This window comes from Agreia sp. PsM10 (assembly GCF_030433855.1).
Taxonomy (GTDB): Bacteria; Actinomycetota; Actinomycetes; order Actinomycetales; family Microbacteriaceae; genus Agreia.
In genome coordinates this window covers 16,415-28,865 of sequence record NZ_JARUXC010000008.1, presented here as the reverse complement: position 1 = coordinate 28,865, position 12,451 = coordinate 16,415, and the positions used below count along the sequence as shown (strand labels likewise).

The 12,451-nt window shown below is 67.8% G+C and carries 14 protein-coding genes; 9 read left to right on the top strand and 5 right to left on the bottom strand.

The features are described from left to right. Positions 1–3: 3 nt before the first annotated feature. The 4 genes from QCD70_RS11555 (at position 4) to QCD70_RS11540 (ending at position 4,011) form a co-directional block, all read left to right on the top strand. A complete protein-coding gene (locus QCD70_RS11555; protein ID WP_301216327.1) occupies positions 4–939 on the top strand; it encodes a carbohydrate ABC transporter permease in 936 nt (311 codons plus the stop codon). A 1-nt stretch (position 940) separates the two neighbouring features. Beyond that, the gene (locus QCD70_RS11550; protein ID WP_301216325.1) at positions 941–1,858 is read left to right on the top strand and encodes a carbohydrate ABC transporter permease; all 918 of its coding nucleotides are present in this window, start codon (positions 941–943) and stop codon (positions 1,856–1,858) included. Positions 1,859–1,922: 64 nt separating this feature from the next. Beyond that, the gene (locus QCD70_RS11545; protein WP_301216323.1) at positions 1,923–2,783 is read left to right on the top strand and encodes a ketose-bisphosphate aldolase; all 861 of its coding nucleotides are present in this window, start codon (positions 1,923–1,925) and stop codon (positions 2,781–2,783) included. 37 nt (positions 2,784–2,820) lie between these two features. Next, positions 2,821–4,011, top strand: coding sequence for an ADP-dependent glucokinase/phosphofructokinase (locus tag QCD70_RS11540; RefSeq protein WP_301216321.1), 1,191 nt, complete (start codon positions 2,821–2,823; stop codon positions 4,009–4,011). Here the strand turns inward: QCD70_RS11540 and QCD70_RS11535 are convergent. The 5 genes from QCD70_RS11535 to QCD70_RS11515 form a co-directional block, all read right to left on the bottom strand. Further along, positions 4,008–5,105, bottom strand: coding sequence for an ABC transporter permease (locus tag QCD70_RS11535; RefSeq protein WP_301216319.1), 1,098 nt, complete (start codon positions 5,103–5,105; stop codon positions 4,008–4,010). The two genes, QCD70_RS11540 and QCD70_RS11535, sit on opposite strands and share 4 nt — an antisense overlap. Beyond that, complete coding sequence (locus tag QCD70_RS11530) at positions 5,102–5,986, bottom strand: ABC transporter ATP-binding protein (protein WP_301216317.1); 885 nt, start codon at positions 5,984–5,986, stop codon at positions 5,102–5,104. The genes QCD70_RS11535 and QCD70_RS11530 overlap by 4 nt, the downstream gene beginning before the upstream one ends. A gap of 186 nt (positions 5,987–6,172) precedes the next feature. Next, positions 6,173–6,904, bottom strand: coding sequence for a response regulator (locus QCD70_RS11525; RefSeq protein WP_301216315.1), 732 nt, complete (start codon positions 6,902–6,904; stop codon positions 6,173–6,175). Then, the gene (locus QCD70_RS11520) at positions 6,901–8,220 is read right to left on the bottom strand and encodes a sensor histidine kinase (RefSeq protein ID WP_301216313.1); all 1,320 of its coding nucleotides are present in this window, start codon (positions 8,218–8,220) and stop codon (positions 6,901–6,903) included. The genes QCD70_RS11525 and QCD70_RS11520 overlap by 4 nt, the downstream gene beginning before the upstream one ends. Positions 8,221–8,283: 63 nt before the next feature. Beyond that, positions 8,284–8,568 (bottom strand): hypothetical protein, encoded by a 285-nt coding sequence (locus QCD70_RS11515; protein ID WP_301216311.1) that lies wholly within the window; start codon positions 8,566–8,568, stop codon positions 8,284–8,286. Positions 8,569–8,736: 168 nt separating this feature from the next. On the opposite strand from QCD70_RS11515, the gene QCD70_RS11510 reads away from it, so the two are divergent. The 5 genes from QCD70_RS11510 (at position 8,737) to QCD70_RS11490 (ending at position 12,448) form a co-directional block, all read left to right on the top strand. Further along, positions 8,737–9,951 carry an MFS transporter gene (locus QCD70_RS11510; RefSeq protein WP_301216310.1) on the top strand — a complete coding sequence of 405 codons (1,215 nt, stop codon included), beginning with the start codon at positions 8,737–8,739 and terminating at the stop codon, positions 9,949–9,951. Between the two features lie 90 nt (positions 9,952–10,041). Beyond that, positions 10,042–10,635 (top strand): sulfite oxidase-like oxidoreductase, encoded by a 594-nt coding sequence (locus QCD70_RS11505; RefSeq protein WP_301216309.1) that lies wholly within the window; start codon positions 10,042–10,044, stop codon positions 10,633–10,635. After that, positions 10,635–11,360 (top strand): ferredoxin reductase, encoded by a 726-nt coding sequence (locus tag QCD70_RS11500; protein ID WP_367316717.1) that lies wholly within the window; start codon positions 10,635–10,637, stop codon positions 11,358–11,360. Before QCD70_RS11505 ends, QCD70_RS11500 begins: the two co-directional genes overlap by 1 nt. Before the next feature lies 1 nt (position 11,361). Beyond that, positions 11,362–11,652 carry a DUF6510 family protein gene (locus QCD70_RS11495; RefSeq protein WP_301216308.1) on the top strand — a complete coding sequence of 97 codons (291 nt, stop codon included), beginning with the start codon at positions 11,362–11,364 and terminating at the stop codon, positions 11,650–11,652. 106 nt (positions 11,653–11,758) lie between these two features. Next, positions 11,759–12,448 (top strand): Crp/Fnr family transcriptional regulator, encoded by a 690-nt coding sequence (locus tag QCD70_RS11490; RefSeq protein ID WP_301216306.1) that lies wholly within the window; start codon positions 11,759–11,761, stop codon positions 12,446–12,448. The last annotated feature ends 3 nt before the right edge of the window (positions 12,449–12,451 follow it).

Here is a 12,451-nt window from a genome sequence, read left to right as displayed (position 1 = left end):
GCAGTGACCTCGACCAACACCGTCGTCAGACCGGTCAGCACGAAGCGCAGCACCCCCCGGTGGGCCCCCACCGCACGCAGACTGACCCCCTACGCCTTCCTCTCGCCGACCGTCATCGTGATGCTCGTGCTCATGCTCATCCCCGTGATCATGGTCATCGGCTACTCGTTCATGGACAACGTGATCACGAACAAGAATCCGGTGTTCGTCGGCATCGACAACTACGTCGAGGTGCTGAGCGACCCGGTGTTCCGCACCGCGACCGGCAACACCCTCTTCTTCACGCTGGTCAGCGTCGCCGCACACCTGCTGCTCGGCCTCGGCTTCGCCATGCTGCTGAACTCGCCCCTCGTGGGCAACGTCACCAAGGCGCTCTTCCGGGTCGTCTACATCCTGCCGTGGCTGTTCACCGTCGCCATCATCGCCGTGCTCTGGCGGCTGATGCTGAACCCGAACGGCGTCATCAACTACATCCTCATCTCGCTCGGCCTGACCGACAAGGGCATCGAGTGGCTGTCGTCCCCCGACACGGCGCTGCTGGCCGTGACGTTCATCAACATCTGGGCCGGCTACTCGTTCTACATGGTCACCCTCCTCGCCGGTCTGCAGGGCGTGCCCGCCGATCTGTACGAGGCGGCCCGCGTCGACGGCGCATCCGCATTCCAGCGTTTCTGGAACGTGACCCTGCCGCAGCTGAAGCCGATCATCATCAGCATGAGCGTGCTCGACATCATCTGGACCTCGCAGCAGTTCGCCCTCATCTGGATGACCACCGGCGGAGGCCCCGTCAACGTCACGGAGATGCTCAGCACCTACACCTACAAGCTCGCCTTCAGCCGCTACGAATTCTCCGTCGCGTCCGCGAGCGCCGTGCTCATCCTTCTTCTCACCATGGTGCTCGCGTTCTTCTACGTGCGTCACCAGAAAGCGCGTGACTGACATGACGACATTCGCCCAGAAACAGACGTCGGCCGTTCGTACGACACCGGATGGCGCCCGACGCTCGCCCGCGCAGAAGCCGCGGCGCCGGCCGAAGGAGCGACTCGCGAAGGTCGTCATCATCCTGCTCCTGCTGACGGGGGCGGCCTTCGCCGCCTTCCCGATCCTCTGGATGGCCTCGAGCTCGTTCAAGCCGAACACCGAGATCTTCGCCTACCCGCCGCAGCTGATCACCTCGACGTTCTCGTTCGACGCGTACATCACGATCCTCACCGACCCGACGAAGGTGCGCTTCTTCATCAACAGCTACGTCGTCTCGCTGGCCGTCACCGCTCTGACGCTGCTCGTGGCGATCCTCGCCTCGTACGCGTTCAGCCGCTACGAGTTCAAGGGCAAGCGCCCGATCAACATGATCATCGTCAGCATCCAGGCCGTTCCGCCGATCACGCTGCTGATCCCGTTCTTCGGACTCATGGTGGTGCTGGGCCTCTACAACACCTATCAGGGCCTCATCCTCACCTACCTGGTGTTCACGCTCCCCTACGCGATCATCATGATGACCGGCTACTTCAACACCCTGCCGAAGGAGCTCGACGAGGCGGCCCGCATGGACGGGGCCGGACCGCTCACCGTGCTCTGGCGCATCCTGGTGCCGATCTCGATTCCCGGCATCGTCTCCGTGGGCGTCTACACGTTCATGATCGCGTGGAACGAATACCTGTTCGCCCTCACGCTCACCCGCACGGAGGACATGCGCACGGTGCCCATCGGCATCCAGCTGCTCATGGGCCAGAACTCCTACGAGTGGAACGAGATGATGGCGATGAGCATCCTCGGCTGCATCCCCGTGCTGATCCTCTTCCTCTTCTTCCAGCGCTACTTCATCGGCGGCATGACCGCCGGCGCCGTCAAGAGCTGACCCTTCTTTCACCCCCTTCCTCTCGACATCACCGCCTCACCACAACACAAGGAGAAAACCCACCATGCTCGTTTCCGGAAAAGACCTTCTCGACGTCGCCAACGCGAACAACTTCGCCGTGCCGGCGTTCAACGTCAGCGACTACGCCATGATGAACGGCCTCTTCGAGATCAGCGAAGAGAAGCAGTCGCCGCTGCTCATCGCCATCCACCCCGACGAGCTGAGCCACATCGGCACCGACGTGCTGCACGCGATCATCGCCCGGGCGAACCGCTCGAGCGTGCCGGTCACCATCCACCTCGACCACGGCGCGAGCTACGAGCAGGTGCTGCTGGCGATTCAGAGCGGCTTCACCTCGGTGATGATCGACGGCTCGATGCTGCCGTTCGACGAGAACATCGCCATCACGAAGAAGGTCGTCGACACGGCCCACGCCGTGGGCGTCTCCGTCGAGGGAGAGCTCGGCACAATCGGCAAGACCGACAACGAGGCCGAGGACGGCGCCGCATCCATCATCTACACCGAGCCCGACGAGGCGGTGACGTTCGTCGAGGCCACCGGCGTCGACAGCCTCGCGATCGCCATCGGCACGAGCCACGGCATCTACCCGGCGAGCATGAAGCCCGAGCTCAAGCTCGAGCTGCTCAAGCGCATCAAGGCGAAGGTCAACATCCCCCTCGTGCTGCACGGCGGATCCAACAACCCCGACGGCGAGATCGGCGAGTCGGTGAAGCTCGGAGTGAATAAGATCAACATCTCGTCCGACATCAAGGCGGCGTACCACAACAAGATGCGCGAGGTGCTGGCCGACGCGAGCGTGCGCGAGCCCAACACCATCCAGCCCCCGTCGATCGCCGCGATGAAGGAGACGGCCGCCCAGAAGATCGACCTCTTCGAATCGGCCGGCAAGGCCACGCTGTACTGACCGACGGGCGCGAGCCCACGATGCGTTTGGTGTCACGATGAATGAGAAGCTCGTGCTGGGTCTCGGCGGAACGGTGGACTACGAGATCGTCTGGGACTCCCGGGTGATCGACGACCTCGTGCTGCACTACTCGATCCAGCCCTCCGAGCTCTCCCGGCTGATCGCGATCCGCAGCGAACGCGACTTGCTGATCGCGCTGCTCGCCTTCGTGAAGGACGGTGCGGGAGGAGAGCGATTCGTCGCCTCCTCCCGCACGGTCGAGGAGTTCGCCGCCCGGTTCCGTCGACGCATCACCCTCGGCGGAACGGGCGTGCGGGCGGCCTACGCGATGGAGGCGCTGGGCGTGACCTGCACGCTGCACCTCGTGAGCATCGACGACAACGTGCGACGGCTGCTCCCCCGGGGCTCCGCCTACATCTCGAGCGCCGAGCGCGACACCCTCGACCCGCACCTCATCGTTCAGTTCGTCGAGGGCAGCAGGGTGCGCGTGGGCGAGCTCGAGCTGCGCTCGCCGCACGCGAACCGGGTCATCTTCGCGAATGATCCGCCGAACGCCGAGCTCGTGCTCAGCGACGAACTCGGCACCAGCCTGGAACAGGCCGAGCTCTTCATGATCTCGGGATTCAACAGCATCCAGAGCGAGGAGACGCTGCTGCGACGGCTCGACGACATCCGTCGGCACCTGAGCCGCCTGCCGCCGAGTGCGCTCGTCTTCTACGAGGACTCGGGCTTCCACGTGCCGGCACTGAGCCGGCACGTGCGCCAGGCCCTGCTCGATCGCATCGACGTGTACAGCATGAACGAAGACGAGATGCAGGCCTACGTGGGCCACCCCGTCGACCTGCTCGACGTCGATGAGGTCTGCGCGGCGCTCGGCGAACTCCGCGAGCTCATCCCGGCCTCGCTGCTGGTGGTGCACACCAGGTTCTGGTCGCTCGCCCTGGGCGACCGTGCCGGCGACTACGAGGATGCGCTGCGCGGTGCGATCCAGATGGCCAGTACGCGATACGTGCGCGGCGACGGCTTCACCGAGCGCAACTACCTGCAGACCGGCCTGCTGCCCGTGAACCCGCTGGGCGCCGAGCTCGCCGCCGGCATCCGGGCCCGCCTGGGCGCCGAGGTGTGCTGCGTGCCCGCCTTTCTGCTGACGGTCGAGCAGCCCACCACGATCGGCCTGGGCGACACCTTCGTCGGGGGCTTCATCGCGGCGATCGCCCGACGCGCCTAGCCGCGCAGCGCATCCAGGATCTTCACCCTCGCGCCCGTGCGCAGCAGCGAGTTCGAGTAGATCCTCGACCCGAGCAGGACGACCACCACGGTCGTGGCGATGATGACCACCAGCGAGAGCAGCGGCTCCCACCACTCGGCGGTTCCGAGGTAGATGCGCATCGGCATGCCGATCGGTGCCGAGAACGGCACGTACGACATGATCGTGAGCACCAGGTCGTTGTCCCAGGCGAACACGATGAGGAAGTACGGGATCATCACCAGCATCATCACCGGGGTGGTCACCGATCCGATGTCCTCCTGCCGCGACACGAGCGCGGCCGCCGAGGCGAACAGCGCGGCCAGCAGCACGAAGCCCACCGCGAAGAACACCACGAACCAGACGATCGAGGGCCCCAGGTCGCTGAGCAGCGCATCCTGCCCCGTGACCACCAGCCCGACGATCGCCGCCCCGGCGATCAGCAGGATCTGGCCGAACGCCAGAATCGTGTTGCCGATGACCTTGCCGGCCAGCAGGGCGCGCGCGGAGATCGCCGACATGAGGATCTCGACGACGCGGCTTGCCTTCTCCTCGACGACGCTCTGGGCGATCGTCGTGCCGAAGAGGGTCGCCGCCATGAAGAACACGATGCCGAAGCCGAGCCCCACCAGATAGGCGAGCGACCCGTTCTGGTCGGCCGGTTCGAGCAGCGACACCTCGGGCGTCGCGCTCAGCAGCTGCACGAGCGCGGCGGGCGCCTCCTCGAGCGCCAGAATCCGGATGCCCGTGGGCCCGTCGCCCGGAACGATCGCGGCCTCGACATCGCCGGCACGCACGAGCTGCTCGGCATCGCCGACGCTGTCGGCCTCGGTCACGTCGAGCGAGGCGACCTGCGTGAACGGCTGGGTGTCGCCGACCACGGCGACGCGGGTGACGGAGCTGGCCGCTGAGGCGCCGAAGATGCTGCCCGCCACGATCGACGCGATCACGGCCAGCAGCAGGATCGCCGACGAGACGATGAAGGCCTTGCTGCGCAGGCGCATGCGCACCTCGCGGTCGGCGACGAGCACCGCGCTCTGAGCGAAGGTGTTGGTCCGGGTGTCTGCGATGGTCATTTCACGACCTCCGTGAAGATCTCGGCGAGCGATCGGTGTCGGGGCGCGAAGCTGGCGACCGGACCCTGCTGCATGGCGCGCCGCAGAACGGCCTGCGCGGCCTCGTCGTCGTCGGCCTCGAAGAGGGCGTAGCCTCCGTCGAAGTCGAGCACGGTGACGCCGGGCATCTCGCGCACCCATGCGGCGTCGGATGAGACGAGCAGTTCGAACTGCCGCACAGCATTGTCGTCCTGCAGCTTCTGGCGCGAGCCGCTCGCCCTGACCTGGCCGTTCGCGATCACGACGACGTCGTCGCAGAGCCGCTCGACGACATCCAGCTGGTGCGACGAGAACAGCACCGGGGCACCCCGCTTCGCCACGTCGTGCAGCACCCCGAGCACGGTCTCGACGGCCATGGGGTCGAGCCCGGAGAAGGGCTCGTCGAGAATGAGCACCTCGGGAGAGTGCACGAGGGCGGCGGCGATCTGCGCACGCTGCTGGTTTCCGAGCGAGAGGCTCTCGACGGTGTCGTCGGCGCGCTCGGCGAGTCCGAGCCGCTCGAGCAGCTCGGCGGCGTTCGCCTCGGCGTCGCGACGGGAGAGTCCGTGCAGCCGCGCGAGGTACACGAGCTGCTCGGCGACCTTCATCTTGGCGTAGAGACCGCGCTCCTCCGGCATGTAGCCGAAGCGGCGCCGATCTGCCGCGCCGAGCACGGAGCCGCCCAGGCGCACCGTTCCGGAGTCGGCGGCGAGCACGCCCAGGATGATGCGCATGGTCGTGGTCTTGCCGGCGCCGTTGCCTCCCACGAACCCGGTCAGTCGGCCGTCTCCGACCTCGAAGCTCACGGCGTCGAGGGCGGTGCGGTCGCCGAAGCGTTTGGTGACTGCGTCGAGCTGCAGCATGGATGTTCCTTCCGTCGCCTCCACGCTATTGAGGCCCGCGCACGCTCACATCCCCCGCCAGACGTAGCGTGCGCAGCCGCCACCCGCTGCTCTCCCCCGCCAGATGGAGGCAATAGTGCCCGCCGCGGACTGAAGTTACCGGCACACCGGGCGCGACAGTCCGCGCCGGGCACTACTGCGACACGGTCAAGCGCCGGGAACCGCGATGCCGTGCTCGTAGGCGAAGACCACGGCCTGGATGCGGTCGCGCACGCCGAGCTTCTGCAGCACCTTCGAGACGTGGGTCTTCACCGTGGCCTCCCCGAGGAAGAGCTCCGACGCGATCTCGGCGTTGCTCATGCCGCGTGCCACGTAGCCGAGCACGTCGCGTTCGCGTGCCGTGAGGTCGGAGACCTTGGCCGCGGCCGCAGCGCTCGAGGCTGCGGCGGCCGCGACAGCGGCATCCGAACCCGCCGCACTCGCCGCAGCGGACCTGGCGCCGGCGTCGCGCTGCGCGAACCGCTCGATCACACGCCGCGTCACGTCCGGGCTCAGCAGGGCATCGCCGCGCGCGACGACCTGCACCGCGTCGACGAGCTGCTCGGGCGTGCTGTTCTTCAGCAGAAACCCGCTGGCTCCGCCCTCGAGCGCCTCGAAGAGGTAGTCGTCACGGTCGAACGTGGTGAGCACCAGAACGGCGGGCGGAGGCTCGAGGGCCGTGATCAGGCGGGTCGCGGTGAGCCCGTCCATGCCGGGCATCTGCACGTCGAGGCAGACCACGTCGGGAGAGACCTGCCTGATGCGTTCGAGGGCGCCGTGCCCGTCTCGCGCCTCGCCGACCACCACGATTCCGGGCTCGCTCTCGAGGATGATGCGGATGCCGCTGCGCAGAAGATCCTGATCGTCGACCAGCAGCACGCGGATCTCGGCGTCTGTCACTGTGCCTCCTGCTTCGAGCGCGCGACCGCCGAGGCGGTCGGGATGTCGGCCCGCACGAGGTAGCCGCCGCGAGCGCGCGGACCCGCCTCCAGCGTGCCGCCGACCGCGGCGAGGCGCTCGCGCATGCCCACGATGCCGAGCCCGGAGCCCTGCCCGGTGGCGCTGCGCGCGGGCAGCCCGCCCGAGTCGGTGACCTCGACCTCGACCATCGAGTCGAGGTAGCGCAGCCGCGCATCGATCGACGCCGATGCGCCGGCGTGCTTGATGGCGTTCGTGATGGCCTCCTGCACGACGCGATAGACCGTGATCGACACCAGAGGGCTGAGAGGGCGAGGGTCTCCGACGATGGTGAGCTCGGCCGCGAGTCCGGCGGAGCGGGCGTCGCCGAGCAGCTCGGGCAGCTGCTCGACACCGTGCGTACTGGGGCTGTCGACCGCGCCGCCCGTCTCGATTGGCTGGCTGTCGTCGCGCAGCGTCGTGAGCATGCGGTGCAGTTCGTCGACCGCCTCGCGCGCACTCGACTCGATGGCCGACAGCGATTCGACCGCCTGCTGCGGGTCGCGCTGCAGAACCCGTCGGGCGGCGCCGGCCTGCACGCCCATCACGGAGACGTGGTGGGCGACGACATCGTGCAGTTCGCGGGCGATGCGCAGCCGTTCGAGCGACACGGCCTGCGCAGCGGTGCGCTCGCGCTCCTCGGCGAGCTGCTCGGTGCGGTCCTCCAGGGCGGCCCGCTCGCGGGCGGCGATCCATGCCCTGCTGCCGAAGTAGTAGGCGCCACCGAAATAGAGCAGGTTCTGCAGAATCGTCACGAGACCGACCGCCACGACCGGCGATACCGAGCCCACGACATCCCTGTCTGCGAGGCCGGCGGCGAAGGCCGGCGCGAGCAGCGCCGAGAACAGCCACACGAACATGGCCGCGATCACCAGGAGGCGCGCCGCCATCGAGAGGCGACGATGCCTGCCCCAGGCTCCGGCCGTGTACATCGCGATGAAGAAGGCGATGTTGCTGAACAGCACCTCGGGCACGTTCAGGATCTGAACGGCCATGAACACGGCCGCGCTGAACACGAGCACAGACACGGGGTAGCGCCGCCGCCAGGCGAGGGGCGCGCTCTGCAGAAGCATCATCAGTATGCCGAGCCACGCGGGCGCCGGGTCGGGGTAGAAGCCGATCGAGTAGTACAGCTCGAGGCTGCCGAGACTCAGCGCGAAGACGACCACGGCCAGAACGGCGTCGTTCCTGTACCCCCGGCGCGACGGCCGCGGGCGCACCCATGCGTCGTCGAGCGCATCGACCCTGCTGTTCGTCACAGCACTCACGCTAGCGAAACGCGGGGCGCGGCACCTCCCTCTGCAGGGGGAGGCGCCCCACAGCTACTTCTTCGAGCTCGTGTATCCCGCATCGTGAAGCAGCCGACGGAGGTCGAGGACGGTCTGCTCGTCGACATCCTTGTGCTTGGGCTTCGTCAGAACGATGCGTCCGTCGCCGAGCTTCACGACGAACTTGCCGTCGTGCTCCTCTCGCACATCGGCGACCTCGTCGAGAAGGCCGATCACATCGTTCCACTCGAGGTTGTGGGTGGTGGGGTGGCGCTCGATGTGCTCGAGCGTCGTGCGGTGGTGCTGGCTCACATGCAGGGGTTCGGTCGCGTCGGTCATACGACGAACCTAGACACGATCCCCCTCGAAAGCATTCGACATACGTCGAACGTCGATACCGTGCGCGCCCGGCGTCCGCCGGGGCGCGAGAGGATGGCATCTACTCGTCTACACCGAAGCCGTTTCACCGAAGCCGTGCAGCACCCGCCGAAAGGACCCGACGCACCCATGCCCCGTCGCATCCCGACCGTTCGACACGGCGCCGGTTTCTGGATCGTCGCCGTCACCTTCCTTCTCGTGATGGCCTACTCGACCGTGCCCACGCCGCTGTACCCGCTGTATCAGCAGCGCGACGGGTTCCCGGCCTTCGTGATCACGCTGATCTTCGCCGCGTACGCGGTCGGCGTGATCGTGAGCCTCTACCTCGCGGGACACGTGAGCGACTGGCTCGGCCGGCGTCGGGTGCTCGTCGTGGCCGTGCTCGTATCCGCCCTGTCGGCCGTGCTCTTCCTGCTGTTCCCCGAGGTGCCGGGGCTCATCGTCGCCCGGCTCGTCAACGGGGCGAGCATCGGCATGCTCACGGCGACGGCCACGGCCCACCTCGGCGAGCTGCGCGCCACGGCCCGGCCGAACGAGAACACGGTGGTCGCGGCATCCGTCTCGGGAGCGGCGAACCTGGGCGGTCTCTCGCTCGGGCCGCTCATCGGCGGGCTCTTCGCCGAGTTCCTGCCCGACCCCCTCGTGCTGCCGCACCTCGTATTCCTGCTCGTGCTGATCGTCGCCGCCGTGGCGCTCATGCTTGTGCCCGAGACGGTCGACGTTCCCGACGAGGCGCCGGCATATCACCCGCAGAAGCTGTCCGTGCCGGAGGGTGCGCGTCGGCCATTCATCATCGCGGCGTTCGGTGCGTTCTCGGGCTTCGCCGTGTTCGGCCTCTTCACCTCGCTCGCACCGACTTTTCTCGTGGTCACGTTCGAGGCCGGAGACCACCTGCTGGCCGGAGCCACCTCGTTCGCGGTCTTCGCCGCCGCAGCGGCGGGTCAGATCCTGCTGACTCCCGTTCCGGTCCACCGGCAGTTCACCATCGCCATCGCGGCGTGCTCGACCGGGCTCGTTCTGGTGGCACTCGGGGCGCTGCTTCCGCAGATCGTGCTCTTCATCGGCGGCGGCGTCATCGCCGGGCTCGGTGTGGGCCTGCTGTTCAAAGGGGCGATCGGCACCGCCGTCTCGCTCGCAGACCCGAAGCGCAAGGGAGAGACGCTTGCGCTCATCTTCCTCGTCGCCTACGCGGGTCTCGCCATCCCCGTGCTGGTCGTGGGCGCCGCGCTCGCCTTCGAACCCGCCACCGCCGTGCTGCTCGTCTTCGTGGCGCTCGTGCTCGCGGCAACGGTCACGGCCGGAACCCTCATGCGGCGCCGGGCACGGGCATCCGTCCGGCAATAGATGTTGTCACCGGCTGCGAATCGCAGCGTTTAGGGCACAATCGATACAGGCACCTGCGACATCCACCCACACCAGAACAAGGAGCACACCATGGCAGTCTTCTCCCGCGGTTTCGGGGCTCGCAGGCGCGAGTCCGACCCGGAGCTTCCCCCGGGCCAGTACCTCACCGAGGACTTCCCGGTGCTGTCGGCAGGGCCCACGCCCCGCATCGACACCGCTGACTGGAGCTTCAGCATCACCACCGAGTCCGGTGCCGTGACGACCTGGAGCTGGGACGAGCTCATGGCTCTGCCCATCGAAGACGTGCACACCGACATCCACTGCGTGACCCGCTGGTCGAAGCTCGGCACGTCGTGGCGCGGCGTCTCGCTCGACACCCTCTTCGCCGACATCGACACGTCGGATGCGTACACGATGATCGAGTCGTACGGCGGGTACACGACGAACGTGCCCCTCGAAGACCTGCAGGGCGGCAAGGCCTGGATCGCATTCGAGTTCGACGGCGAGCCGCTCGACCCCGAGCACGGCGGTCCCGCCCGGCTGCTGGTTCCGCACCTCTACTTCTGGAAGAGCGCGAAGTGGGTGCACGGCATCCGCATGCACTCCGACGACGACCCCGGATTCTGGGAGCAGAACGGCTACAACATGTACGGCGACCCCTGGAAAGAGCAGCGGTACTGGTAGTGGCGATCGTCGCCGGCTGGCTTGTAGGAACGGTGGCCAGGGCCATGCGCGTCACGCCCCAGGGCCGGGTTCTCATTCTCGACGTGCCCGAGTGGCCCGGCAACCTGGCCGGGCAGCACCTCGATCTGCGCTTGACCGCTGAAGACGGCTATCAGGCCGTGCGCTCGTACTCGATCGCCTCGTTCGGCGACGGGCACAGCGTCGAGCTCGCCGTCGACGAGCTTCCCGACGGCGAGGTCTCGCCCTATCTCGTGCAGGACGTGGAGCCCGGCGACATGCTCGAGGTGCGGGGCCCTCTCGGCAACTTCTTCGTCTGGCGCGACTCCCAGACCGAGCCGGTGCAGCTCATCGCGGGAGGCTCGGGCATCGTTCCGCTCGTGTCGATCGCCCGCGCGCACCGGGCGGCGGCGAGCACGGCGAAGTTCCGGATGCTGTACTCGGTCCGTGCGCCGGAGGACGCCTACTACGCGTCGGAGCTCGAGGGACTCGTCGACGACAGCTTCGCCCTCGACTGGGTCTACACCCGCACCGCCCCCGTGGGATTCGCGCGCACGGCCGGACGCATCACCCGGGCCGACATCGAGGCATCCACCCTGCCCGTGGCCGACAACCCGCTCGTGTATGTCTGCGGGCCGACCGGTTTCGTCGAGGCGGTCGCGCGCATCCTGGTCGACCTGGGGCATCCGGCCGAACGGATCAAGACCGAGCGTTTCGGAGGAAGCTGACATGCCCGAGCACGCACGCCAGGCGAATGTTCCCGTGAGCCGCGTCGACGGCAACGCGGCCGCAGGCCCCCTCGGCGAGATTCTGCGCCTCGACATCACGACGGCGGTCGGCACGTGCCGGCACTGCGGCGCCGCTGCCGCGCTGAGCGAGGCGGTCGTCGAGCGGGATGCCGAGGGCGTGATCGTGCTGTGCCGCTCGTGCGGGCACACGCTCGTGACCTACATCAGCCGAGACGGACGGCAGTACCTGGAGTTCGCGGGCCTCAAGAGCCTGAACACGGCGACCTCCTGAGTCGTTCGCATACCCGCGCCCCTTCGGCGCATCCGCTGCTGGACGACCGGGAGCGGATGCACCCGCAGGGCGCGGATGGGCGCGGCCGCGCTGGTACCCTGCCGGAATGGCCTCCGGAGTAACGATCTACGACCTGCGCGGCGCCTCGTTGATGGCGCCGTTCACCGATGAGCAGCTCGAAGACCTCACAGCGCACAGCTTCGTCGTGCCGCTCAGCCGCGGCGAGCTGCTGTTCGAGGAGGGCACGGCCAGCGCGCACTTCTACATCGTGCGCTCCGGGCGCATCCGCATCGCCCGGCGCTCGTCGGAGGGCACCGAGCTCGGCCTCTCCGTCGTGGAGGGCGGTGGCACGATCGGCGACCTCTCGGTGATGGACGGCCTCGCGCGCTCCGCGACGGCCGAGTCGATCGACGAAGCCGAGGTGATCGCGGTGCCAGCCGATCGCATCCGGGCCCTGCTCACGAGCTCGCCCGAGGCGCTGATGTCGGTCGTCGAGGAGCTCGCCTCGATCGTGCGACGCCTCACCGGCACCCAGAGCGACCTGGTGTTCCTCGACCTGCCTCGCCGGCTCGCCAAGCTGCTGCTCACCTACATTCCCGAGTGGCGCCATGACGTCAACCAGGTCACCGTCGAGCTGCCCATGAGCCAGGCGGGTATCGCGGCGCAGCTCGGGGTCGCGCGCCAGTCGCTCAACACGGCGCTGCGCACCCTCACCCGAGACGGACGCATCACCGTCGACGGTCGCCGCGTGACTCTCAGCGACGTCGAGTCGCTCAGGGCCTACGTCAACTCGTAGGCT

Excerpts from the sequence above, each read along its gene's own strand:
- QCD70_RS11550 (WP_301216325.1), top strand. The coding sequence starts at position 941 with ATGACGACATTCGCCCAGAAACAGACGTCGGCCGTTCGTACGACACCG.
- QCD70_RS11545 (WP_301216323.1), top strand. The coding sequence starts at position 1,923 with ATGCTCGTTTCCGGAAAAGACCTTCTCGACGTCGCCAACGCGAACAAC.
- QCD70_RS11540 (WP_301216321.1), top strand. The coding sequence starts at position 2,821 with ATGAATGAGAAGCTCGTGCTGGGTCTCGGCGGAACGGTGGACTACGAG.
- QCD70_RS11535 (WP_301216319.1), bottom strand. The coding sequence starts at position 5,105 with ATGACCATCGCAGACACCCGGACCAACACCTTCGCTCAGAGCGCGGTG.
- QCD70_RS11530 (WP_301216317.1), bottom strand. The coding sequence starts at position 5,986 with ATGCTGCAGCTCGACGCAGTCACCAAACGCTTCGGCGACCGCACCGCC.
- QCD70_RS11515 (WP_301216311.1), bottom strand. The coding sequence starts at position 8,568 with ATGACCGACGCGACCGAACCCCTGCATGTGAGCCAGCACCACCGCACG.
- QCD70_RS11510 (WP_301216310.1), top strand. The coding sequence starts at position 8,737 with ATGCCCCGTCGCATCCCGACCGTTCGACACGGCGCCGGTTTCTGGATC.
- QCD70_RS11505 (WP_301216309.1), top strand. The coding sequence starts at position 10,042 with ATGGCAGTCTTCTCCCGCGGTTTCGGGGCTCGCAGGCGCGAGTCCGAC.
- QCD70_RS11495 (WP_301216308.1), top strand. The coding sequence starts at position 11,362 with ATGCCCGAGCACGCACGCCAGGCGAATGTTCCCGTGAGCCGCGTCGAC.
- QCD70_RS11490 (WP_301216306.1), top strand. The coding sequence starts at position 11,759 with ATGGCCTCCGGAGTAACGATCTACGACCTGCGCGGCGCCTCGTTGATG.